At 72.1% G+C, this 19,374-nt stretch carries 17 protein-coding genes; 13 read left to right on the top strand and 4 right to left on the bottom strand.

The window, feature by feature from the left end; translation table 11 throughout:
• Positions 1 to 25 precede the first annotated feature (25 nt).
• Positions 26 to 3,190, bottom strand: a complete 3,165-nt coding sequence (locus VQH23_RS08845) for an efflux RND transporter permease subunit (RefSeq protein ID WP_338665266.1) — start codon at positions 3,188 to 3,190, stop codon at positions 26 to 28.
• Entirely contained in the window at positions 3,187 to 4,362 is a 1,176-nt protein-coding gene (locus VQH23_RS08840; protein ID WP_338665265.1) for an efflux RND transporter periplasmic adaptor subunit, read from the bottom strand. Before VQH23_RS08840 ends, VQH23_RS08845 begins: the two co-directional genes overlap by 4 nt.
• Positions 4,363 to 4,727: 365 nt before the next feature.
• Here VQH23_RS08840 and VQH23_RS08835 point away from each other — a divergent pair, with 365 nt between their 5' ends.
• The 9 genes from VQH23_RS08835 (at position 4,728) to VQH23_RS08795 (ending at position 14,702) form a co-directional block, all read left to right on the top strand.
• The gene (locus VQH23_RS08835; RefSeq protein WP_338665264.1) at positions 4,728 to 5,303 is read left to right on the top strand and encodes a sigma-70 family RNA polymerase sigma factor; all 576 of its coding nucleotides are present in this window, start codon (positions 4,728 to 4,730) and stop codon (positions 5,301 to 5,303) included.
• Entirely contained in the window at positions 5,293 to 6,060 is a 768-nt protein-coding gene (locus VQH23_RS08830; protein WP_338665263.1) for a zf-HC2 domain-containing protein, read from the top strand. The genes VQH23_RS08835 and VQH23_RS08830 overlap by 11 nt, the downstream gene beginning before the upstream one ends.
• Before the next feature lie 300 nt (positions 6,061 to 6,360).
• Positions 6,361 to 6,987 (top strand): LysE family transporter, encoded by a 627-nt coding sequence (locus VQH23_RS08825; protein ID WP_338665262.1) that lies wholly within the window; start codon positions 6,361 to 6,363, stop codon positions 6,985 to 6,987.
• A 108-nt stretch (positions 6,988 to 7,095) separates the two neighbouring features.
• A complete protein-coding gene (locus VQH23_RS08820) occupies positions 7,096 to 9,174 on the top strand; it encodes a prolyl oligopeptidase family serine peptidase (protein ID WP_338665261.1) in 2,079 nt (692 codons plus the stop codon).
• A 345-nt stretch (positions 9,175 to 9,519) separates the two neighbouring features.
• Entirely contained in the window at positions 9,520 to 10,368 is an 849-nt protein-coding gene (locus VQH23_RS08815) for a chorismate mutase (RefSeq protein WP_338665260.1), read from the top strand.
• A 54-nt stretch (positions 10,369 to 10,422) separates the two neighbouring features.
• Positions 10,423 to 11,505 carry a histidinol-phosphate transaminase gene (gene hisC, locus VQH23_RS08810; protein ID WP_338665259.1) on the top strand — a complete coding sequence of 361 codons (1,083 nt, stop codon included), beginning with the start codon at positions 10,423 to 10,425 and terminating at the stop codon, positions 11,503 to 11,505.
• Positions 11,498 to 12,388 carry a prephenate/arogenate dehydrogenase family protein gene (locus tag VQH23_RS08805; protein ID WP_338665258.1) on the top strand — a complete coding sequence of 297 codons (891 nt, stop codon included), beginning with the start codon at positions 11,498 to 11,500 and terminating at the stop codon, positions 12,386 to 12,388. The genes hisC and VQH23_RS08805 overlap by 8 nt, the downstream gene beginning before the upstream one ends.
• A 326-nt stretch (positions 12,389 to 12,714) precedes the next feature.
• On the top strand, positions 12,715 to 14,145 hold the full coding sequence (locus VQH23_RS08800) for a LutB/LldF family L-lactate oxidation iron-sulfur protein (protein WP_338666078.1): 1,431 nt from the start codon (positions 12,715 to 12,717) through the stop codon (positions 14,143 to 14,145).
• A gap of 341 nt (positions 14,146 to 14,486) precedes the next feature.
• The gene (locus VQH23_RS08795; protein ID WP_338665257.1) at positions 14,487 to 14,702 is read left to right on the top strand and encodes a hypothetical protein; all 216 of its coding nucleotides are present in this window, start codon (positions 14,487 to 14,489) and stop codon (positions 14,700 to 14,702) included.
• Positions 14,703 to 14,743: 41 nt separating this feature from the next.
• Here the strand turns inward: VQH23_RS08795 and VQH23_RS08790 are convergent, their stop codons facing one another.
• Both VQH23_RS08790 and VQH23_RS08785 read right to left on the bottom strand, forming a co-directional pair.
• Positions 14,744 to 15,541 (bottom strand): SDR family NAD(P)-dependent oxidoreductase, encoded by a 798-nt coding sequence (locus tag VQH23_RS08790; RefSeq protein WP_338665256.1) that lies wholly within the window; start codon positions 15,539 to 15,541, stop codon positions 14,744 to 14,746.
• A gap of 26 nt (positions 15,542 to 15,567) precedes the next feature.
• The gene (locus VQH23_RS08785) at positions 15,568 to 16,491 is read right to left on the bottom strand and encodes a tripartite tricarboxylate transporter substrate binding protein (protein ID WP_338665255.1); all 924 of its coding nucleotides are present in this window, start codon (positions 16,489 to 16,491) and stop codon (positions 15,568 to 15,570) included.
• 313 nt (positions 16,492 to 16,804) lie between these two features.
• On the opposite strand from VQH23_RS08785, the gene VQH23_RS08780 reads away from it, so the two are divergent.
• From VQH23_RS08780 to VQH23_RS08765, 4 genes are all read left to right on the top strand, one after another.
• Entirely contained in the window at positions 16,805 to 17,464 is a 660-nt protein-coding gene (locus VQH23_RS08780) for a helix-turn-helix domain-containing protein (protein ID WP_338665254.1), read from the top strand.
• A gap of 17 nt (positions 17,465 to 17,481) precedes the next feature.
• Positions 17,482 to 18,054: a carboxymuconolactone decarboxylase family protein gene (locus VQH23_RS08775; protein ID WP_338665253.1), complete on the top strand. Its 573-nt coding sequence runs from the start codon at positions 17,482 to 17,484 to the stop codon at positions 18,052 to 18,054.
• Positions 18,041 to 18,484 carry a tripartite tricarboxylate transporter substrate-binding protein gene (locus tag VQH23_RS08770; RefSeq protein WP_338666077.1) on the top strand — a complete coding sequence of 148 codons (444 nt, stop codon included), beginning with the start codon at positions 18,041 to 18,043 and terminating at the stop codon, positions 18,482 to 18,484. Before VQH23_RS08775 ends, VQH23_RS08770 begins: the two co-directional genes overlap by 14 nt.
• Before the next feature lie 66 nt (positions 18,485 to 18,550).
• Positions 18,551 to 19,351 (top strand): SDR family NAD(P)-dependent oxidoreductase, encoded by an 801-nt coding sequence (locus tag VQH23_RS08765; RefSeq protein ID WP_338665252.1) that lies wholly within the window; start codon positions 18,551 to 18,553, stop codon positions 19,349 to 19,351.
• Positions 19,352 to 19,374 lie beyond the last annotated feature (23 nt).

The raw sequence follows: 19,374 nt of genomic DNA, 5'->3' as shown, positions 1-19,374 counted from the left end.
TGGTTCCGGCGGTACCAGCCCCGGCCTACTCCGCCGGCGCCGGGTGCGCCGCCGCCCCGTGCGGCGTCCGCCCGCTTCGCCGCAGCCGCTTCACGCTCCGTTCCAGCGCGTCGAAGCCGAGGTAGAGCACGGGGGTGATGAAGAGGGTCAGCACCTGGCTGACGGCCAGCCCGCCCACCACGGCCAGGCCCAGGGGCTGGCGCAGCTCGGCGGCCGCGCCCCAGCCGGCCGCGATGGGCACGGCGCCCGCCGCCGCGGCCAGGGTGGTCATCAGGATGGGCCGGAACCGCAGCACGCAGGCGTCCCGCACGGCCACGCGCGGGTCCGCGCCCTCGCGCTGGCGGCTGAGGGCCACGTCCACGATCATGATGGCGTTCTTCTTCACCAGCCCGATCAGCAGCAGCACGCCGATCACCGCGATGACGGAGAGGTCCATCCCGAAGAGCCACAGCGTCGCCAGGGCCCCCAGCGCCGCGGCCGGCAGGCCAGAGAGGATGGTCAGCGGGTGGACCAGGCTCTCGTAGAGGACGCCCAGCACCACGTACATCACGATCACCGCGGCCAGGATCAGCATGCCCTGGCCCGCCAGCGCCTGCTGGAACACCTGCGCCGTGCCGGAGAAGGCGCCGATCACGCCGGGGGGCGGCTGCATCTCCGCCTCGGTGGCCTTGATCGCGTCGGTGGCCTGCCCCAGCGCCACGCCGGGCGGCAGGTTGAAGCCGATTGTCACCGCCGGGAGCTGCCCCTGGTGCGCCACCGTCAGCGGCCCCGTGCCGCGCTGGATGGTGGCCAGGGCGGAGAGGGGCACCAGCCTGCTGTCGGTGGCGGGCCCGGCTGCCGTCGCCCGCCCGCTGCCGCCGGGGCCGCTGGAGCGGAGATAGAGCTTCTGCAGCCCGTTCTCGTCCCGCTGGTCCTCCGGCAGTGCCTCCACGATCACGGGGTAGGCGTTGGCCTGGGCGTAGATGGTGGAGATCTGCCGCGCCCCGAAGGCGGAGTAGAGGGCCTGCCGCACCTGGTCCACGTTCACGCCCAGCGCGGCCGCCCGGTCGCGGTCCACCTGCACGTTCACCACGGGGGCATCGAGCTGGAGGTCCGTGTTCACGTCCTGCAGCAGGGGGTTGCCCCGCAGCCGGGCCGCCAGCCGCTGCGCGAAGTCGTAGAGCGACTTCGATTCCAGCCCCTGCAGCGTGTACATGTACAGGGTGCGGGACTGCCGCGCCCCGAAGTTCAGGTTCTGGATGGGCTGCAGGAAGGTCTGCATTCCCGGCACGCCGGAGACCTCGCGCCGGAGCTGCTGGATCACCTCCGTCACCATCGGCCGCTCGCTCCGCGGCTTCAGCTCGATGAACATGCGCCCCTGGTTGACGGAAAGGCTCTGCCCGGTGGCGCCGATGTTGGAGGAGACGCTCCTCACATAGGGGTTGCGCCCGATGATGGCCGCCACCTGCCCCTGCATCTCCGTCATCGCGGCGTAGGACGCGTCGCGCGGCCCCTCGGTGGAGGCACTGACGAGGCCGGTGTCCTCCACGGGGAAGAAGCCCTTCGGCATCGCCATCGCCAGCCAGCCGGCGGCGACGAGCGAGGCGAAGAACACGCCCCAGGTCACGGGCCGGTAGCGCAGCGCCCAGTCCAGCGCCCAGGCGTAGCCCCGCTCGATCCCCCGGAACCCCGCCTCTAGGAAGGCGTCCACCCGGCCGGGCTTCGCCCCGTGGGAATGCGCCGGCAGCCAGGAGGCCATGAGCGGGGTGAGGGTGAGGGAGACGAAGCAGGACACGGCCACCGCGAGGGAGACAGTGGCCGCGAAGGCGTTGAACACCCGCCCCACCACGCCGCCCATCAGCAGGATCGGCAGGAACACCGCGGTCAGCGAGAGGGTGATGGAGATGATGGTGAAGCCGATCTCGCGCGATCCCTTCATCGCCGCCTCGAAGGGGTTCATCCCCTCCTCCACGTGGCGGATGATCGCCTCCAGCATCACGATGGCGTCGTCCACCACCAACCCGACGGCGAGCGTCAGGCCGAGGAGCGTCACGTTGTCGATGCCGTAGCCCATCGCGTACATCAGGGCGAAGGTGCCGGCGAGCGAGATGGGCACCGCGATCATCGGGATCAGCGTCGCCAGCAGCCGGCGCAGGAAGAGCCAGACCACCAGCACCACCAGCCCGATGGCGATGATCAGGCTCTCCTGCACGTCGTGCACGGCGGCCCGGATGGAGAGCGAGCGGTCCAGCGACACGTCGATCCGCGCCCCCGGCGGCAGCGCCGCCTGCAGCTCCGGCAGGGCCGCGAAGACCCCGTCCACCACCTCCACCGTGTTCGCGTCCGGCTGGCGCTGCACCGCCAGCGTCAGCCCGCGCACCCCGTTGCGGTAGGAGGCGATGCGGTCGTTCTGCACCCCGTCCACCACCTCCGCGATGTCGGCCAGCCGCACCGGCGCGCCGGCGCGCCCGGCGACGATGAGGTTGCCGAAGGCCGCCGCGTCCGGCGGCTGGTCGTTGCCGCGGATCACCATCTGCTGCCGCTGGCCCGACAGCGTGCCGACGGGGGTGCTGGAATTGGCGGCCGCCACCGCGCCGCTCACCTGGTCCAGCGTCAGCCCCATGCTGGCCAGCCGGTCCGCCCGCATCCGCACGCGAACCGAGAACAGCTGCTCGCCGTAGGTCACCACCTGCGCCACCCCCGGCACCCGCGACAGGGCGGGGGAGACAAGGGTGGAGGCGATGTCGTTCAGCTGGAACAGCGGCACGTCGCCGCCCGAGAGCGTCAGCAGCACCACCGGCGCGTCCGCCGGGTTCGCCTTCCGGTAGGAAGGCGGGGTCGTCATCTCGATCGGCAGGCGCCGCTGCGCGCGGGTCAGCGCCGCCTGCACGTCCTGCGCCGCCGCGTCGATGTTCCGGGTCAGCACGAACTGCAGCGTGATCTGCGTCGTACCCTGGCCGGAGGTGGAGGAGATCGAATCGATCCCCGTGATGGTGGAGAACTCGCGCTCCATCGGCAGCGCGACGGAGGTCGCCATCGTCTCCGGGCTCGCGCCGGGAAGCTGCGCGCTCACCGTGATCACCGGGAAGTCCACGCGCGGCACGGCCGCGACGGGCATGGACAGGTAGCCGAGGATCCCCGCCAGCACGATCGCGGCGGAGAGCAGCCCGGTCATGATCGGGCGGCGGATGAAGATCGCGGAAAGGTTCATCGGGCGCTCGCCTGCCGGCCGGCGCCGTTCGCCGCGGGCGCTTCGGATTGCGGCCCCGCCGGCGGGCCGCCAGCGTTCCGCACGGCCACCCGCGCCCCGTCGCGCAGCCGCTCGATCCCCTCCGTCACCACCATCTCGCCGTTCGCCACCCCGCCCTCGATCACGGCGCGGCCGGCGGCGTAGCGTACCACCCGCACCGCCACGCGGCGGGCGGTGTTCTCCGGCGTCACGGCGTAGAGGAAGTTGCCGCCCTGCCCCACGCGCACCGCGGCCGCGGGCACGGAGACAGCCTGCGGCTCCACGCGCGGCACCATCACCACCTCCAGGTACTGCCCTGGCCAGAGCCGGGCGGGGGCGTTGGCGAAGCGCGCCTTCAGCCCGATCGTGCCGGTCGCCGTGTCCACGGAGCTGTCCACGAAGATCAGCTCGCCCTCGGCCGGCCGGCCGCTGTCGCCCGGCGCGCCCGCCCGCACCCGCGGCCGCTCCCCGCGCGCCTGCGCCTCCCGCAGCTCGCCCAGCCAGCGCTCGGGCACGGAGAAGGCGACGTTGATCGGGTCGGTCTGGGTGATGGTGGCCAGCACCGCCCCTTCGGCCGCCCGCACGAAGTTGCCCTCCTTCACCGGCAGCGCGCCCAGCCGCCCCGCGGCCTCGGCCCGGATGGTGGCGAATTCCAGCGTCAGCCGGGTCTGGGCCACCTGCGCCTCATCCGCCCGCACGGTGGCCGCCAGCCCCGTCGCGTCCGCCTGCGCCTGCTCCGCCCGCTGGGCGGAGGCGAAGGCGTCGGAGCGGAGGGAAGCGTAGCGCCGCGCGTCGGACTGCGCCCGCTCCAGCTGCGCCCGGTCCCGCGCCAGGATAGCCTCCTGCTGCTGCAGCAGGGCCCCGGTGTTGCGGGAATCCAGGGTGAAGAGCAGGTCGCCCGCCTTCACCACCTGCCCCTCCTGCACGTGCACCCGCTCGATCTGCCCGTCCACGCGGGAGCGGACGGAGATGACGGAGACGGCCTGCGCCGTCCCGTTCGCCGTTACCTCCACCGGCAGCGGCCCGACCGCCGCCGGCGCCGCCGCCACGGAAACGGCCGCCTCTTGCGCCAGGGCAGGGGCGGAGGCGAGCAGCAGGCAGCACAGCGCGGCAAAAACTGGGCGCATCATCATTTCCCGGCCGGAAAGCACCATTCTGATCGGTGCTGTGTGTAATCGAAAGTACGATCTTGGCCCGGTACGTTCCAGCAGGCGTTACGATGCGCCGAAAGGGGGAAGGCAGGCACGGTCCGGCCGCGAATAAAGCCGTCCCCGCCGCGGTCCATTGGTCAGGGCTGGAGGATGGGCCATGGACGAGGACCGGACGATGCGGCACGGGAACGGCCTGGAGCTGGACCTGGGCTTGGGTCCGCTGAAACGACCCGATCAGGAGGCACGATGCCGGCAGCCTGCCCCCTCCGGTCCCCAGGGCCGCAGTCATCGGTCCGCGCGGCGGGGCGGACCGGGCTGACCCAGCCTTCCGGCCCCGCGCGGCCCCGCCCCTTCCGCGGGGCCACGGCATGAGTTGGCGCGTCCGGCCGGCCTCCGGACCGGCAGGGCCCGCGCCGAGGCCGGGCTTCGACGAGGTGGTTCTCACGCATCTGGATGCCGCATACAGCCTGGCTCGCTGGCTGGTGCGCGATCCCCATCTGGCGGAGGATGTTGTGCAGGAGGCGGTGCTCCGGGGCCTGAACTACCAGGAATCCTTCCGCGGAGAGGACGGGCGCGCCTGGCTCCTGCGCATTGTCCGCAACACCGCCTACACCATGCTGGCCGCGCGCCGGCGGGCGGAGGGCGCCGGAGGCGAGGCGCTGGACGGCGAGGCGGTGGCGAACCTGCCGGATCCCGCCGCCGGCCCGGAGGCCGCGCTGGCCCGCCAGGACGACGCCGCGCGGCTGGAGAAGGCCCTGGCTGCCCTGCCCGTGGAGCTGCGGGAATGCCTCGTCCTGCGGGAGCTGGAGGAACTCTCCTACAAGGAGATCGCCGGGGTCACCGGCGTGCCGATCGGCACGGTGATGTCGCGCCTTTGGCGGGCCCGGCGCGCCCTGATCGCGGGCGCCCCGATCGCGGGGGAGAGGACCGCCGATGAGCCCTGATCCTCAACCCGACCCCCAGCCCCATCCCTGCCACGAGATGAGCCTGCTGGTGCAGGCGGACGTGGATGGCGAGCTGCAGGCCGCCGAGGCCGCCCGCGTCGCCGCCCACCTGGAGACCTGCCCGGACTGCGCGCGGTTCCAGCGCCAGCTCCTGGCCCTCTCGGGCGCGCTGCACCGGGAGATACCCCGCCACCGCGCGCCCGACCACCTGCGGGAGGCCGTGCGGAACAGGATCGCCGGCCGGTCCCCGCCGCGGCGGCCCCCGCTGCGCCGCTGGGTGCTCGGCGCCGGCCCCGCCCTCGCGGCCGGCCTGCTCCTCCTGGCCCTGCTGCCGGCCGGGGAAGGGCCATCGCACGGGATGCCGGACTGGGTGGTGGCCGCCCATGTCCGGGCCCTCCAGCCGCAGCACCTCCTCGACGTCGTCTCGGCCGAGCAGCACACGGTAAAGCCTTGGTTCGCCGGGCGGCTCCCCTTCTCTCCCCCCGTCCGGGACCTGGCCCCGCAGGGCTTCCCGCTCCTCGGCGCGCGGGTCGATGCCCTGCCGGGCAGCCCCGCGGCGGCGCTCGTCTACAAGCGGCGGGAACACGTCATCAATCTCTTCGTCTGGCCGACCCTGCCGGAGGAGGACGGGGCCGCCGCCTCCGGCAGCCGAGAGGGTTACAACTTCCTCCGCTGGTCCCAGGGCGGCATGACCCTATGGGCCGTCTCGGACCTCAATGCCCGGGAGTTGGCCGAGTTCGCCGGCAACTGGCGATAGGGCGGATCGCCGGAGGGCACAGCCCGCGGGCCGGGATCCGCCCCCTCGCGGAACGGGCCGGCGCGGCCGGGGCTGGCATGGCCGAAGGGCGGACGCCCCGGCGTCCGCGCCGCCTTGCAACGAAATGCATGGAGGAAGTTGTCAGTCAGGAATAATTTGAATCCGGAACAGGTCTTCTCTCCATTGCTCTTGGGAGGCGGACATGACCGGACCAGCCGGGATCCTCGCGGCCTGCGGCCGCACATCCGGGCCAGCCTCCAGCGCCACCTTCCGGGAAGGTTGCCGGGGACGGGCGCCCTGATGAGCGCCACGATAACCGCCCCGATGACCGCCCTGCTGCTGGGCGCCAGCGTCGGCCTCTCCATCGCGGCGCCGATCGGGCCGGCCGCCGTGCTCTGCATCGAGCGCACCCTCGCCGCGGGCATCACGCGCGGGCTCGCCACCGGCTTCGGCGTGGCCACCGTTCACCTCGCCTACGGCGCCCTGGCCATCGCGGGCGGCGTCGGGCTCGCGCGGGAATGGCTCAACGCCGCGTTCGTGCCCTTCCTCTCCGGGCTGGTCCTGCTCTGGTTCGCCGTCCGGGTCCTCCGCCGGCGCACGGTGCTGGCCACGCGGGCGGAGGCGCCGCCGACCCTCGTCTCCTCCTACTGCGGCGCCGTCTGCTTCGGCTTCCTCAACCCGACCACGCCGGTCCTCTTCGCCGCCATGGTGCCGGCGCTGCTCGGCCCCGGCACGGTCACCCGCGCGCCGCTCCTGGTCGCCGGCATCTTCATCGGCTCGCTCGCCTGGTGGTGCGCGCTCAGCGGCGGCATCTCTCTGCTCCGGGGCCGGATGACCGCCCGGGTCCTCGGCGTGATGAACAAGGCGGCCGGCCTGGCGCTGGCGGGCCTGGCGCTCGCCATGATCGCCCGTGCCTGGAACGGCTGATGCGCCCCGATCGCCTCCTGGCACGCTCCTGAACGCCCGATACCCGACATCCCATCCCTGCCCCCCGGCCCCGTGCCCCTAACCCTGTACAGGTGTATGCCGGGGGCGATGACCACCCTTCCCGACCCCCGCCCCACCCCTGCCGCCCCGGACGACGATCCCTGGCTCTGGCTCGAGGAGGTGGAGGGCGAGCGCGCCCTCGCCTGGGTGGCCGGGCAGAACGCCGCCACCCTCGCCCGCCTGGCCGATGCGCGCTTCGAAGCGGACCGGGACGCCGTGCGCGCGGCGCTGGACCGTCCGGACAAGCTCCCCCACGTCACCCGGCGGGGCGCCTGGCTCTATAACTTCTGGACGGACGCCGCCCAGCCGCGCGGCCTGTGGCGGCGCACCTCGCTGGAGAGCTACCGCCAGCCGCAGCCGGAATGGCAGGTGCTGCTGGACATCGATGCCCTGGCGCGGGAGGAGGGGGAGGACTGGGTCTGGCACGGCGCCGCCACCCTCCCCGGCACCCATGACGTCGCGATGCTCCGCCTCTCCCGCGGCGGCGGCGACGCCGTGGTGCTGCGCGAGTTCAGCCTGGAGAGCCTGCGCTTCGTCGAGGGCGGCTTCGCCCTGCCGGAGTGCAAGGGCAGCGTGGACTGGCTGGACCGCGATACTCTCCTCCTCGCCGCGGCCTACGGGGATGGCATGGCCACCACCTCGGGCTATTCCCGCACCGTCCGCCTCTGGTCCCGCGGCACGGACCCTGCTGCCGCCCCCGTCCTCTTCTCGGTTCCCGAGGACCACATGGGCGCCTGGGGCGGGCTGGACCACGATACCGGCCGGCTCCTCTTCATCGACCAGATCGGCTTCTACGACACCGCCATCCATCTTGGGGACCGCGGCGGCCCGAAGCAGCGCATCGACCTGCCCACGGACATGGACTACCGCTGGCAGCGCGGCTGGCTCGCCGCCCAGCCCCGCACGCCCTGGACGGTGGTGGGCACCACCCACGCCCCGGACACGCTGCTGGGCATCGGTCTCGACGCCATCCTCTCCGGCAGCCGGGACTTCACCACGCTCTTCACCCCCGGCGAGCGCCGCGCCCTCCAGGGCTTCTTCTGGTGCGACGGCCGGCTGGTCGTCTCCGTCCTCGACGAGCTGCGGCCGGAGTTCACGGTCTTCACCCCCGGCGAGGGCGAGTGGTCCGGCGCCCGGCTGGACCTGCCGGCGACCGGCGTCGCCAGCCTCTGGCCGCTCGACAGCGAGGCGGAGGAATCCGACGGCACCCTCCTGGCCCAGGTGGAGGACCCGGTCACCCCCGCCACCCTCCTCCTCACGAGCACCGCCCTTGCCACCCCGGAGGTCCTGCGCCGCTCCTCCCCCGTCTTCGACGCCTCCGGCCTCGTCGTCACCCGCCACGAGGCCGTCTCCACGGACGGCGAGCGCATCCCCTACGTCCAGACCGGCCCCGTAACCGAGACGGGCGACGCCCCCATCCACCTCTCCGGCTACGGCGGCTTCCGCATCTCCCGCCTGCCCCACTACCAGGGCATGACGGGCAAGCTCTGGCTGGAGAAGGGCGGCACGACCGTCATCGCCAACATCCGCGGCGGCGGGGAATTCGGCACCCGCTGGCACGAGGCCGGCCGGCGCGAGGGCAAGCGCCTCTCCCACGACGACTTCGCCGCCGTCGCCGCAGACCTCGTCCGCCGCGGCGTCACCACCCCCGGCCGCATCGCGGCCGAAGGCGGCTCCAACGGCGGCCTCCTCATCGCCAACATGCTCACGCGCTACCCGGAACGCTTCGGCGCCCTGTTCTGCACCATCCCGCTGATCGACATGCGCCGCTACACGAAGCTCCTGGCCGGGGCGAGCTGGATCGCGGAGTACGGCGACCCGGACGCGCCGGCGGACTGGGCCTTTCTCCAGCACATGTCCGCCTACCACACGGCGGAACCCGGTTGCCCCTACCCGCCAATCCTCATCGCCACCACCCGCCGCGACGACCGCGTCCACCCCGGCCATGCCCGCAAGATGGCGGCCAAGCTCCAGTCCCTCGGCTACCCCGCCCTGCTGCACGAACCGGCCGCGGGCGGCCACGGCTACGGCAAGGACAACAGCGAGGTCGCCACCTTCGCCGCCCTCGGCGCCGCCTTCCTGCGCCGGGCGATCGGGTGGGAGGAGCCCATCGTTCCCCGGTCCTGACAGGTCCGGAGCCAGGGGGCGCCGCCCCCTGGAACCCCCGCCAAGGGCCTGAGGCCCCTGGACCCCCAGCTGGCTGCCGCCGCGCCGTCCTGAGATGGGGTTTCCGCGTGACGGGCCTCTTCCTGCCCTTGCAGTCGCCTCGGGTCATGGACCCGAGGCGCACCGTCAGCAGGGTATTCCCAAAGCCTAGAAGAAGATGATGGAGAGGGGTCCGGGGAGAGGAAGAATTCCTTCTTCCTCTCCCCGGGACAGACCGGCCGCACAGGATCAGCGCGAAGGGCTTGGTGGCACCGAGGCCAAGCGCCTTGGCGCAGGGGGACAAGGGCGCTAGACCCACCCTGCCCCATGCCCGACTCAGCCCTGACCGATCCCGCCGCCGTGCAGCCGGAGGCCCTGGCCGCCGCCCGGGCCGAGTTCGACGCGATCGACGACCAGCTGCACGACCTGCTCATGCGCCGCGCCGGCCTCTCCGCCTCGCTGGCGGCCAACGGCATGAAGGCGAGCGGCGCCAGCTTCCGGCCGGGGCGGGAGGCGATGATCCTGCGCCGCCTGCTCGGCCGCCACCGCGGGCCGATGCCGCGCGCCGCCGTGGCCCGGCTGTGGCGGGAGGTGATCGCCACCTCGCTGCGGCAGCAATCCGCCTTCTCGGTTGCGGCGCTCGGCGGGACGGAGCCGTTGGCGCTCGGCCATTTCGGGCTGGACACGCCGCTGCGGATTCACGCCACCCCGTCCCGTGTGCTCGCCGCCCTCTCGGCGGGCGAGGCGACGGTGGCCATCCTTCCTTCCCCGGCCGATGGCGAACCGCTGGCGGATGCCTGGTGGGCGAGCGTGGAGGCGCCGCGGCTGCAGGTGGTGGCCGCCCTGCCCTTCCTGCTCCGCCCCGGCCAGACCCTGCCGAGCGCCCTCGTCGTCGCCGCCTTCGCGGCCGACGCCACGCCGAGGGATCGCGGCCTGATCCGGCTGGAGCGCGCGCCGAACACCTCGCGCGGGGCCCTTGTCTCCGCGCTCGGCGCCGCCGGCCTGCCGCCGCAGCGGCTCATCCTCTCGGCCGACGGCATGCGCGGCCTGGCGGAGGTGGAGGGGCTGATCCAGCCCGGCGATCCGCGGCTGGCCGCCCTCTCCGCGCTGCGCCCGCACCCGATCGGCGGCTTCGCCGAGCCGTCGCTGGACGAGCCCGCAACCGAGACGCCCTGAACGCTTCTCGCCCCGAACGCTTCCCGCCCCGAACGCTTCCGAAGGCCGACTGCCATGCCCGTGATGCCCCGCCCCTCCATCCTCTCGGTCGAGCCCTATGTCGGCGGCGAGTCGAAGGTCCCGGGCGTGAACCGGATCGTGAAGCTCTCCTCCAACGAGGGCCCCTTCGGACCGCCGCCGGCCGCCGTGGCCGCGATCGCCGAGGCCGCGAAGGAGGCGAACCGCTACCCGGATGGCGGCGCCACCGCGATCCGCGAGGCGATCGGCAAGCATCATGGCCTCGATCCGAACCGCATCGTCGTCGGCAACGGCTCGGATGAGTTGCTCGCCCTCCTCATCCTCGCCTACGGCGGCGAGGGGACGGAGATCGTCATGTCCGCCCACGGCTTCCTCATGTACGAGCTGACCGGGCGCTGGGCCGGCTGCAACGTGCTGAAGGTGCCGGAGAAGGACCTGCAGGCCGACATCGACGGCATCATCGCCGCCTGCGGCCCGCGCACCCGCCTGGTGATCCTCGCGAACCCGAACAACCCCACCGGCGCCCTGCTGCCGCAGGCGGAGGTGGACCGGCTGCGCGCCGGGCTGCGCGAGGACATCCTCCTCGTCCTCGACAGCGCCTACGCCGAGTACGTCACCGATCCCGATTACAACGCCGGCGCGAAGCTGGTGGATGCCGGCACCAACACGGTGATGACGCGCACCTTCTCCAAGGTCTGGGGCCTCGGCGGCATGCGGCTGGGCTGGCTTTACGGCCCGCCGGCGGTGATCGACGTGCTGAACCGCGTCCGCTCCCCCTTCAACGTCTCCTCTACCGCCCAGGCCGCCGGGATCGCCGCGCTGTCCGAGCCGGGCTGGGTCGAGAAGAACGTGGCCCACAACAGGGAGTGGGTGGCGAAGATGACGGAAGGGCTGACGAAGCTCGGCCTGAAGGTCCACCCCAGCCACGCCAACTTCCTGCTGGTGGATTTCGGCAGCCCGGAAGCGGGCAAGGCGGCCGACGCCCACCTGCGCTCCCGCGGGCTGATCGTGCGCGGCGTCACCGTCTACGGCCTGCCCTCCTGCCTCCGCATCACCATCGGCACCGCCGAGGAGTGCGGGATGGTGCTCGACGCCCTGGCCGACTTCCGGCATGGCTGAGGCCCCGCTCTTCCGGCGCCTCTGCGTCATCGGCCCCGGCCTCGTCGGCTCCTCCATCCTGCGCGTGGCGCGGGCGCGGGACGACATCGCGGGGGAGCTGGTGGCTACCGCCCGCAGCGAGCACACGCTGGAGCGCGTGCAGGCGCTCGGCATCGCGGACATCGTGGAGCCCGACGCGGCGAAGGCCGTGCAGGGCTGCGACGGCGTGATCCTCTGCGTGCCCGTCGGCGCCTATGCCGGGGTGATGGCGCACATCGCCCCGCACCTCGCGCCGGGCTGCATCCTCTCCGACGTGGGTTCCACCAAGGGAAGCGTGCTGCGGGACCTGCTGCCGCTGCTGCCCGAAGGCGTCCACCTCGTCCCCGCCCACCCCATGGCCGGCACGGAGCATTCCGGCCCGGACGCGGGCTTCGCGGAACTGTTCCAGGGCCGCTGGTGCATCCTCACCCCGCCCCCTGGCACCGATCCCGAGGCGGTGGCGAAGCTGCGCGCCCTGTGGGAGCGCGCCGGCTCCATGATCGAGACGATGGACGCGGCGACGCACGACAAGGTGGTGGCCGTCGTCTCCCACCTGCCGCACCTCATCGCCTTCACCATCTGCGGCACCGCCGACGACCTGGCGCAGGAGACGCGGGAGGCCGTGCTGCGCTTCGCCGCCTCCGGCTTCCGCGACTTCACCCGCATCGCGGCCAGCGACGTGGACATGTGGCGCGACATCTTCCTCAACAACCGCGAGGCCGTGCTGGAGATGCTGGCCCGCCTGACAGAGGACGCCCAGGCCTTCGGCCGCGCCATCCGCTGGGGCGAGGCCGGCTTCATCGAGGACCGCATCCGCCGGGGCCGGAAAATCCGCCGCTCGCTGATCGAGTTGAAGCAGGCCTGACAGGTCCGGGACCAGGGGGCGCCGCCCCCTGGAACCCCCGCCAAGGGCCTGAGGCCCCTGGACCCCCACCCGGCTGCCGCCACGCCGTCCTGGGACGGTGTCTCGGCCTGACGGCCTCCTCCTGCCCTTGCAGTCGCCTCGGGTCATCGACCCGAGGCGCACCATCAGCCGAGAGAGACCGACTCCTAAAAGAAGATGATGGTGAGGGGTCCGGGGAGAGGAAGAATTCCTTCTTCCTCTCCCTGGCCACGGACCGCAGCCCCAGAAACACCCCGGGAATGCTTCACCCGTTCCTGCCCGGCCCCATTCTGCCCTATGGTGCTGACATGGTCGCGCTCACCTCCCCCGACTTCAAGCGCCGCGCCGCCCGTGCCCTAGCGGATGCGAACCTGCAGAAGGCGCTGCGCCGCGGCGGCAGCGGCTTCCATTCCAAGCGCGCCCAGGCCACGGCCGCGCTGCCGGAGTTCGAGGCGCTGCGCGACATCGGGCGCGACATCAAGAATCATACCCTCGCCAACTTGGACCACTACCTGGAGGCCTTCGAGGCGAAGGTCGTGGCCAATGGCGGCAAGGTTCACTGGTGCCGAGACGCCGCGGAGGCGCGCGCGACGGTGCTGGGAATCTGCCGGGATGCGGATGCGCGCACCGTGACCAAGGGCAAGTCCATGATCTCGGAGGAGATCGGGCTGAACGAGCATCTGGAAGCGAACGGGATCACCCCCGTCGAGACCGATCTTGGCGAGTACATCCTGCAGCTGGTGAACGAGCCGCCCAGCCACATCATCGCCCCCGCCTTCCACCTGAACCGGGAGGACTGGGAGTCCCGCTTCCGGGCCGCCCACAAGGACCTGCCGGCGGATCGCGTGTTCCACGACCGGCGCGACATCATGGCCGAGGCCCGGCAGACCCTGCGCGAGCGCTTCGTGCAGGCGGATGTCGGCATCACCGGCGCCAACTTCCTGATCGCGGAGACCGGCACCAGCGTCATCGTCACGAACGAGGGCAATGGCGACCTGACGCAGACCCTGCCGCGCGTGCACATCGCCCTCGCCAGCATCGAGAAGGTGGTGCCGACGCTGGAGGATTGCAGCACCCTGCTGCGCCTCCTCGCCCGCTCCGCCACGGGCCAGGACCTCTCGGTTTACACCACCTTCTCCACTGGTCCCCGGCGCGCGCCCGATCTCGACGGGCCGGAGGCGTACCATGTGGTGCTGATCGACAACGGCCGGTCCAACATGCTCGGCACGGACTTCCACGAGATGCTCCGCTGCATCCGCTGCGCCGCCTGTATCAATCATTGCCCGGTCTACAACGCCGCCGGCGGTCACGCCTATGGCTGGGTCTATCCCGGCCCCATGGGCAGCGTCCTCACCCCCGCCCTCGTCGGCCTCGAGAAGTCGGCGAACCTTCCCAACGCCTCCTCCCTCTGCGGCCGGTGCGAGAGCGTCTGCCCCGTGAAAATCCCCCTGCCGAAGATGCTGCGGAACTGGCGGGAGAGGGAGTTCGAGCGCCACCTCACCCCCTCCACCGCCAGGCGCGGCCTCGGGGTCTGGGCCTGGTTCGCCCGGCGCCCCGCCCTGTACCGCGCGGCCACCCGCCTCGCCATGGGCACGCTCGCCCTGCTGGGTCGCGGCACCGGCCGCTTCCGCCGCCTGCCGCTGGCCGGCGCCTGGACTGCCAGCCGCGACCTGCCCGCCCCGGAGCGCGGCGGCACCTTCATGGCCCGCTACGCCGCCACCCAGCGCCGCCGTCCCTGATTTCGGCCCTTGCCGGCCCAGGGGAGGGAAGAAGGACCCGTTCACTCCTCCAGTGCACGGCCACCATCCTGGGGAGCGGCCCTCTCATGGCGGGCCGGCGGCCATCAACGCCTGCCGGCCACTGTGGCCGCTGGAAGGGACAACCCACTGTAGATCACTGATCCCGTCACGAAGGTTGATCACCAGGTGAGGTCCCGATCAGCGCCGATCGGCACCTCACCCTCACGTCGTTTTCGTGCTTCCGACCAAATGCACAGATCGGCTTTGGGCAGGGTCTCGATTCAGCGCTTCTTCACACGCTTACGTAGGTGCCCCCCCGGGCGCCTGCGGCAGGCGGGCGGATGGAGGTCGCCCTCCTGAGCCGCATGATCGCGGCGATAGAGGCCGAAGGGCAAATCACCACGTCCACCATCCAATCCGTTGAGGATAACCTGCGGGGGAAGGGAGCTAGGGAAGGCATTCCGAAAAAGGTGGGGATCCGCGACGAGACGCTGAACAACCTCTCCACGGCTCTCAGAGGCAGGCTGCGTCTGACCGATCATGCCGATGCCCACTGAGTGGGGCGGCGGGAGCGCACTCGTCGTCCCACCGCCCCTGTTCAGCCTCGCTTCTCGAGCAATCCGCCATCAACGGGCAGGATCACGCCGGTGATGTAACCAGCCTCGTCGGAGGCCAGGAACACCGCGGCGTTGGCCACGTCCCAGGCCGTGCCCATGCGGCCCATCGGCACCAGCGCCTCACGCTCGGCCCGGACGACCTCGCGCGATACGCCCCGCTCCTGCGCGCGGCGCTCGATCGCCATGGGCGTGTCGATCAACCCGGGCAGGATCACGTTGGCGCGGATGCCGTGGCGGGCATTCTCCGTCGCGATGTGCTGGGTCAGCGCGTTCACCCCGGCCTTGCTGGTCTTGTAGGTCACCGTCGGCCGCGCGGAGAGGGAGGAGGTGGAGGAGATGTTGACGATGCAGCCCGACTTCTGCGCGACCATCTGCGGCAGGACGTGCTTGCAGGTCATGAACATGCCCTTGAGGTTCATGGCCATGATGGCGTCCCACATGCCGGCATCCATCTCGGCCGTCTTCCGGTCGCCCTTGGAACGGCCGACATTGTTGTGCAGCACGTCGATGCGGCCGTAGCGCTCCACGCAGGTCCGGGCGATTGCGGCGCAGTCCTCCTCCTGGGTGATGTCGGCCCGCAGAATGGAGGCAGGGCGGCCGTGACGCTCCACCGCCGCGCGCGTGGCCTCCGCCCATTCCTCGTTAATGTCCACCAGCAGCAGCGTCGCGCCCTCTTCCGCGAAGCGCTCCGCCACCGCGCGCCCGTTGCCGATCGTCTCGCCGGGCTGCTGCCCTGCGCCGACGACGATCGCGACCTTGCTTTCGAGCCTTCCGGCCATGCTCATTCTCCCCCTCGGACCGCGCCTCAATCCGGCGTCAGCTTCCCGTCTGTCACCACCCGCCGCCAGCGCGCCTCCTCGGCGCGCATGAAGCGTGTCATCTCCTCCGGGCTGTTCACCGCCACGGTCAGCCCCTCGCCCGCCAGCCGGTCGCGGTAGGCGGGCACCTCGGTCGCTTTGCGCATCGCCGCGTTCAGCCGCGCCACCACCGGCGCCGGCGTGCCCGCGGGCGCGAAGACGGCGTACCAGACATCCGCCTCGTAGCCCGGCAGGGTCTCGGCCACCGCCGGCACGCCGTCATAGGCGGGGGTGCGTCCGGCCGAGGTGACGGCGACGGCCCGCAGCTGCCCCTGCTTGACGAGGCTGGCCACCCCGCCCGCCGTCGCGAAAACCATGTCCAGCCGCCCGCCCAGCAGGTCGGTATAGGCCGGCCCGGCGCCGCGGTAGGGCACGTGGGTGATGTCCACCCCGGCCGTCAGCTTGAACAGCTCCGCCGCCAGGTGCACGGCCGAGCCGTTGCCTGAGGAACCGTAGGTCAGGCCGCCCGGACTTGCCTTCGCGGCGCGCACGATGTCGGCCACGGTCCGCAACGGGCTGTCGGGCTTCACCACGATCACGTTGGGCCCGCGGCAGATCAGCCCGACCTCGGTGATGGCCCTCTCGGTGTTGTACGGGAGATCGCGCACGAGAGAGGCGTTGATCGCCAGCGCCGAGGTGGTGAGGAGCAGGGTGTAGCCGTCCGGTGGCGCCTTGGCGACGGCGTCGGAGCCGATGACCGTGCCCCCGCCGCCGCGGTTGTCCACCACGAGCGGCTGGCCGAGCTCCTCACTCATGCGCTGCGCCAGCTCGCGCCCCACGACGTCGGTCCCGCCGCCGGCCACGAAGGGCACGACGACGCGGATCGGCCGGCTCGGGTACGGCTGCTGCGCTCCGGCGGAGCGAGTCCCCATGCCAACCGCGGCGAGGTTGGCCAGAGCGAGTCCCAGTCCCCGCCGTGACAGGGCGATGCCGCCTGCCGGGTTTGCTCCATGCCGTCGCACAGCAGTCTCCTCCACTTGGCCTTTGTCCGCGCAGCTTTAGATCAGCACTTCCATCACATGCAATCATCTTCCGTTGGGTGAAAAGGGCGTCTAGGATGCCCTCATGGCTCGACAGTCCCGCCCGGCGATCCCTCGCCCCCAGAAATCCGAACCGCCCGCTTCCCTTCAGGCCGTACCCCCGGCCAGTCCGGTCAGTGCCCTGAACGGAGACGGGGTGCGGGCCGTGGACCGCGCCCTGGTGCTGCTCCGCGCCTTCCGGGAGGAGGACGGGCCGCTGGGCCTGACGGAGCTCTCCCGTCGGGCCGGACTGAACATCACGACCGCGCTGCGCCTGCTCGGGACGCTGGAGGGGCACGGCTTCGTCAAGCGCCTGCCCTCCGGCGGCTACCTCCTCGGATCCACCCTGCTGCTGCTGGGGGACCTGTTCCGCCGATCCCTGCGGCTGGAGCACCACGTCATGCCCGCGCTGGAGCGGCTGCGGGCCGAGAGCAGGGAGAGCGCGGCCTTCTTCGTGCGGGAAGGCGACCAGCGCCGCTGCGTCTTCCGCCTGGACTCCCCGCAGCTCGTGCGCGACGTCGCCCATGTCGGCGAGGCCCAGCCGCTTGGCCGCGGCGCTCACGGCCGCTCCCTGATCGCTTTGGAAGGCGGCGAGAGCCTGCCCGTGGTCACACGCGGCGAGCGTCTGCCCCAGATCGCCGCCATCGCGTGCCCCGTCCTGGATGCCGACGGCCGCGTCGCCGGCTCGGTCGGCATCTCAGTGCCGCTCTACCGCTTCACCGCGGAGAGCGAGGCGCTCTGCGTGCCACTGGTGCTGCGGGAAGCCATCGCCATGACGCGCGACCTCGGGGGCGACCCGGGGCCGATCGAGCGCACCGCGCGCTGACGGAAGGGAGAGGAAGAATGGCACGCATCGAGCTGACACCCGAGGCGGAGCGCACGCCCGAGGAGAGGGAGGTCTGCCAGGAGGCCGTCTCCGGTATCCGCGGCCGCGTGCCGGCCCCCATGATCGCCTGGCTGAGGAACCCGGAGCTGGCGCGCCGCGGCCAGCGCCTGGGCGAGCTGCTGCGATACCAGACCACGCTGGAGCCGCGCCTGTCCGAGCTCGCCATCCTCATCGTCGGGCGCCACTGGACCGCCCATTACGAGTGGACCGTCCACAAGCGCGAGGGGCTGAAGGCCGGGATGGACCCGGAGGTGGTGGCCGCCATCGCGGAGCGCCGCGTGCCCGTGCTGCGGGACGAGCGGGAGCGGGCGATCTACGACGTCTCCACCGCCTTGATGGCCACGCGCCGCGTGCCGGACGACCTCTACCGCCGCGGCGTGGAGGTGCTGGGCGAGCGCGGCATAGTCGAGCTGGTGGCGCTGCTCGGCTACTACACCCTCGTTGCGATGACGCTGAACGTCTTCGAGATCGGCCTGCCCGACGCCTTCGCGCCGGAACTCGGCGCGGAGCCAGGGGATCCCGTGCCGTGACGGGCTGGGGACCGGGCCTGCGCCACCCCAACCCCGCGACCTCATCGCCGGCCAGGCGCAGATGATGGTCGCGGACATGCCGGTCATGATGTCCCAGGCGCAGGGAGGCGCGCTGCGCCCAGTTGCGCTGGCGAGCGGCGAGCGACCTCCCCTGCTGCCGGGGACGCCCACCATGGCGGAGACCGGCGTGCCGGTGACGGCGGACAACTGGTACGGACTCGTCACCTCGTCGAAGGTGCCCGCGCCGGTCCAGGCGCTGCTGCAGGAGGCCGCCGTGCGCGCTCTGCGCGACCCGGAGCTGGTGCGCGCCTATGGCGAGCAGGGCGCCCGCCCCGTGGGCGGTACCCAGGCCGAATTCCGCCACTTCATCGTGGCGGAGAGCGCGCGCTGGGGCGAAGTCGGCCGCCGCGCCGGCATCCGCATGGAGTGAGCCGGGCCGCCCGCCTCTTCCGTCGCTCAACCTCTCAGAAGCAATCGATCCGATCAGGAGCACACCATGGCAGGACGTCTCGAGGGCAAGGTCGCCGTCATCACCGGCGCCGGTTCCGTCGGCACGGGCTGGGGCAACGGCCGCGCCGCCGCAGTGCTCTTCGCGCGGGAGGGCGCGAAGGTCTACGGCGTGGACCGCGACCCCGCCGCGATGGAGGAGACCGCCGCGCGCGTGCGCGAGGTGGGCGGCACCTTCGTCCCCGGCACCTGCGACGTGATGAGCGGCGAGTCCATCGCCGCCATGGTGAAGGCGGCCCATGCCGAGTTCGGGCGCATCGACATCCTCGTGAACAATGTCGGCGGATCCGCCAAGGGCGGGCCGGAGGCGATGAGCGAGGAGGTCTGGGATACCCAGATCGATTTCAACCTCAAGAGCGTCTTCCTCACCTGCAAGCACGTCCTGCCGATCATGGTGGCGCAGGGCGGCGGCTCCATCGTCAACACCGCCTCCACCTCCGGCATCCGCTGGACCGGCTCGGCGCAGGTGGCCTACGCCGCCTCCAAGGCCGGTGTCATCCAGCTCTCCCGCGTCGTCGCGGTGGAGTACGCCTCCCGCAACGTGCGCGTGAACACGGTGGTGCCGGGGCAGATGCACACGCCGATGGTCGAGACGCGGCTCGCCGGCCAGCGCACGGGCGGCGACGTGCAGGCGCTGCTGGACTCCCGCCTGAAGCGCATCCCCATGGGCTTCGCGGGCGACGGGCGGGACACGGCCGCCGCCGCGCTCTTCCTCGCCTCGGACGAGGCGCGCTTCGTCACGGGCACGGAGATCGTCGTGGATGGCGGCATGTCCGTCCGCTGCGACTAGACCACAGGATAGAGAGGAAGCAT

Origin of the sequence: Pararoseomonas sp. SCSIO 73927, from assembly GCF_037040815.1 — a bacterium.
Taxonomy (GTDB): Bacteria; Pseudomonadota; Alphaproteobacteria; order Acetobacterales; family Acetobacteraceae; genus Roseomonas.
The sequence above is the reverse complement of the archived record's forward strand: the minus strand, read 5'-3'. Positions and strand labels throughout refer to the sequence as shown.

What these genes read in the sequence shown, in the direction of transcription:
- VQH23_RS08845 (WP_338665266.1), bottom strand. Translation starts at nt 3,190, where the DNA reads ATGAACCTTTCCGCGATCTTCATCCGCCGCCCGATCATGACCGGGCTG.
- VQH23_RS08840 (WP_338665265.1), bottom strand. Translation starts at nt 4,362, where the DNA reads ATGGTGCTTTCCGGCCGGGAAATGATGATGCGCCCAGTTTTTGCCGCG.
- VQH23_RS08835 (WP_338665264.1), top strand. Translation starts at nt 4,728, where the DNA reads ATGAGTTGGCGCGTCCGGCCGGCCTCCGGACCGGCAGGGCCCGCGCCG.
- VQH23_RS08830 (WP_338665263.1), top strand. Translation starts at nt 5,293, where the DNA reads ATGAGCCCTGATCCTCAACCCGACCCCCAGCCCCATCCCTGCCACGAG.
- VQH23_RS08825 (WP_338665262.1), top strand. Translation starts at nt 6,361, where the DNA reads ATGAGCGCCACGATAACCGCCCCGATGACCGCCCTGCTGCTGGGCGCC.
- VQH23_RS08820 (WP_338665261.1), top strand. Translation starts at nt 7,096, where the DNA reads ATGACCACCCTTCCCGACCCCCGCCCCACCCCTGCCGCCCCGGACGAC.
- VQH23_RS08815 (WP_338665260.1), top strand. Translation starts at nt 9,520, where the DNA reads ATGCCCGACTCAGCCCTGACCGATCCCGCCGCCGTGCAGCCGGAGGCC.
- hisC (WP_338665259.1), top strand. Translation starts at nt 10,423, where the DNA reads ATGCCCGTGATGCCCCGCCCCTCCATCCTCTCGGTCGAGCCCTATGTC.
- VQH23_RS08805 (WP_338665258.1), top strand. Translation starts at nt 11,498, where the DNA reads ATGGCTGAGGCCCCGCTCTTCCGGCGCCTCTGCGTCATCGGCCCCGGC.
- VQH23_RS08800 (WP_338666078.1), top strand. Translation starts at nt 12,715, where the DNA reads ATGGTCGCGCTCACCTCCCCCGACTTCAAGCGCCGCGCCGCCCGTGCC.
- VQH23_RS08795 (WP_338665257.1), top strand. Translation starts at nt 14,487, where the DNA reads ATGGAGGTCGCCCTCCTGAGCCGCATGATCGCGGCGATAGAGGCCGAA.
- VQH23_RS08790 (WP_338665256.1), bottom strand. Translation starts at nt 15,541, where the DNA reads ATGGCCGGAAGGCTCGAAAGCAAGGTCGCGATCGTCGTCGGCGCAGGG.
- VQH23_RS08785 (WP_338665255.1), bottom strand. Translation starts at nt 16,491, where the DNA reads ATGGGGACTCGCTCCGCCGGAGCGCAGCAGCCGTACCCGAGCCGGCCG.
- VQH23_RS08775 (WP_338665253.1), top strand. Translation starts at nt 17,482, where the DNA reads ATGGCACGCATCGAGCTGACACCCGAGGCGGAGCGCACGCCCGAGGAG.
- VQH23_RS08765 (WP_338665252.1), top strand. Translation starts at nt 18,551, where the DNA reads ATGGCAGGACGTCTCGAGGGCAAGGTCGCCGTCATCACCGGCGCCGGT.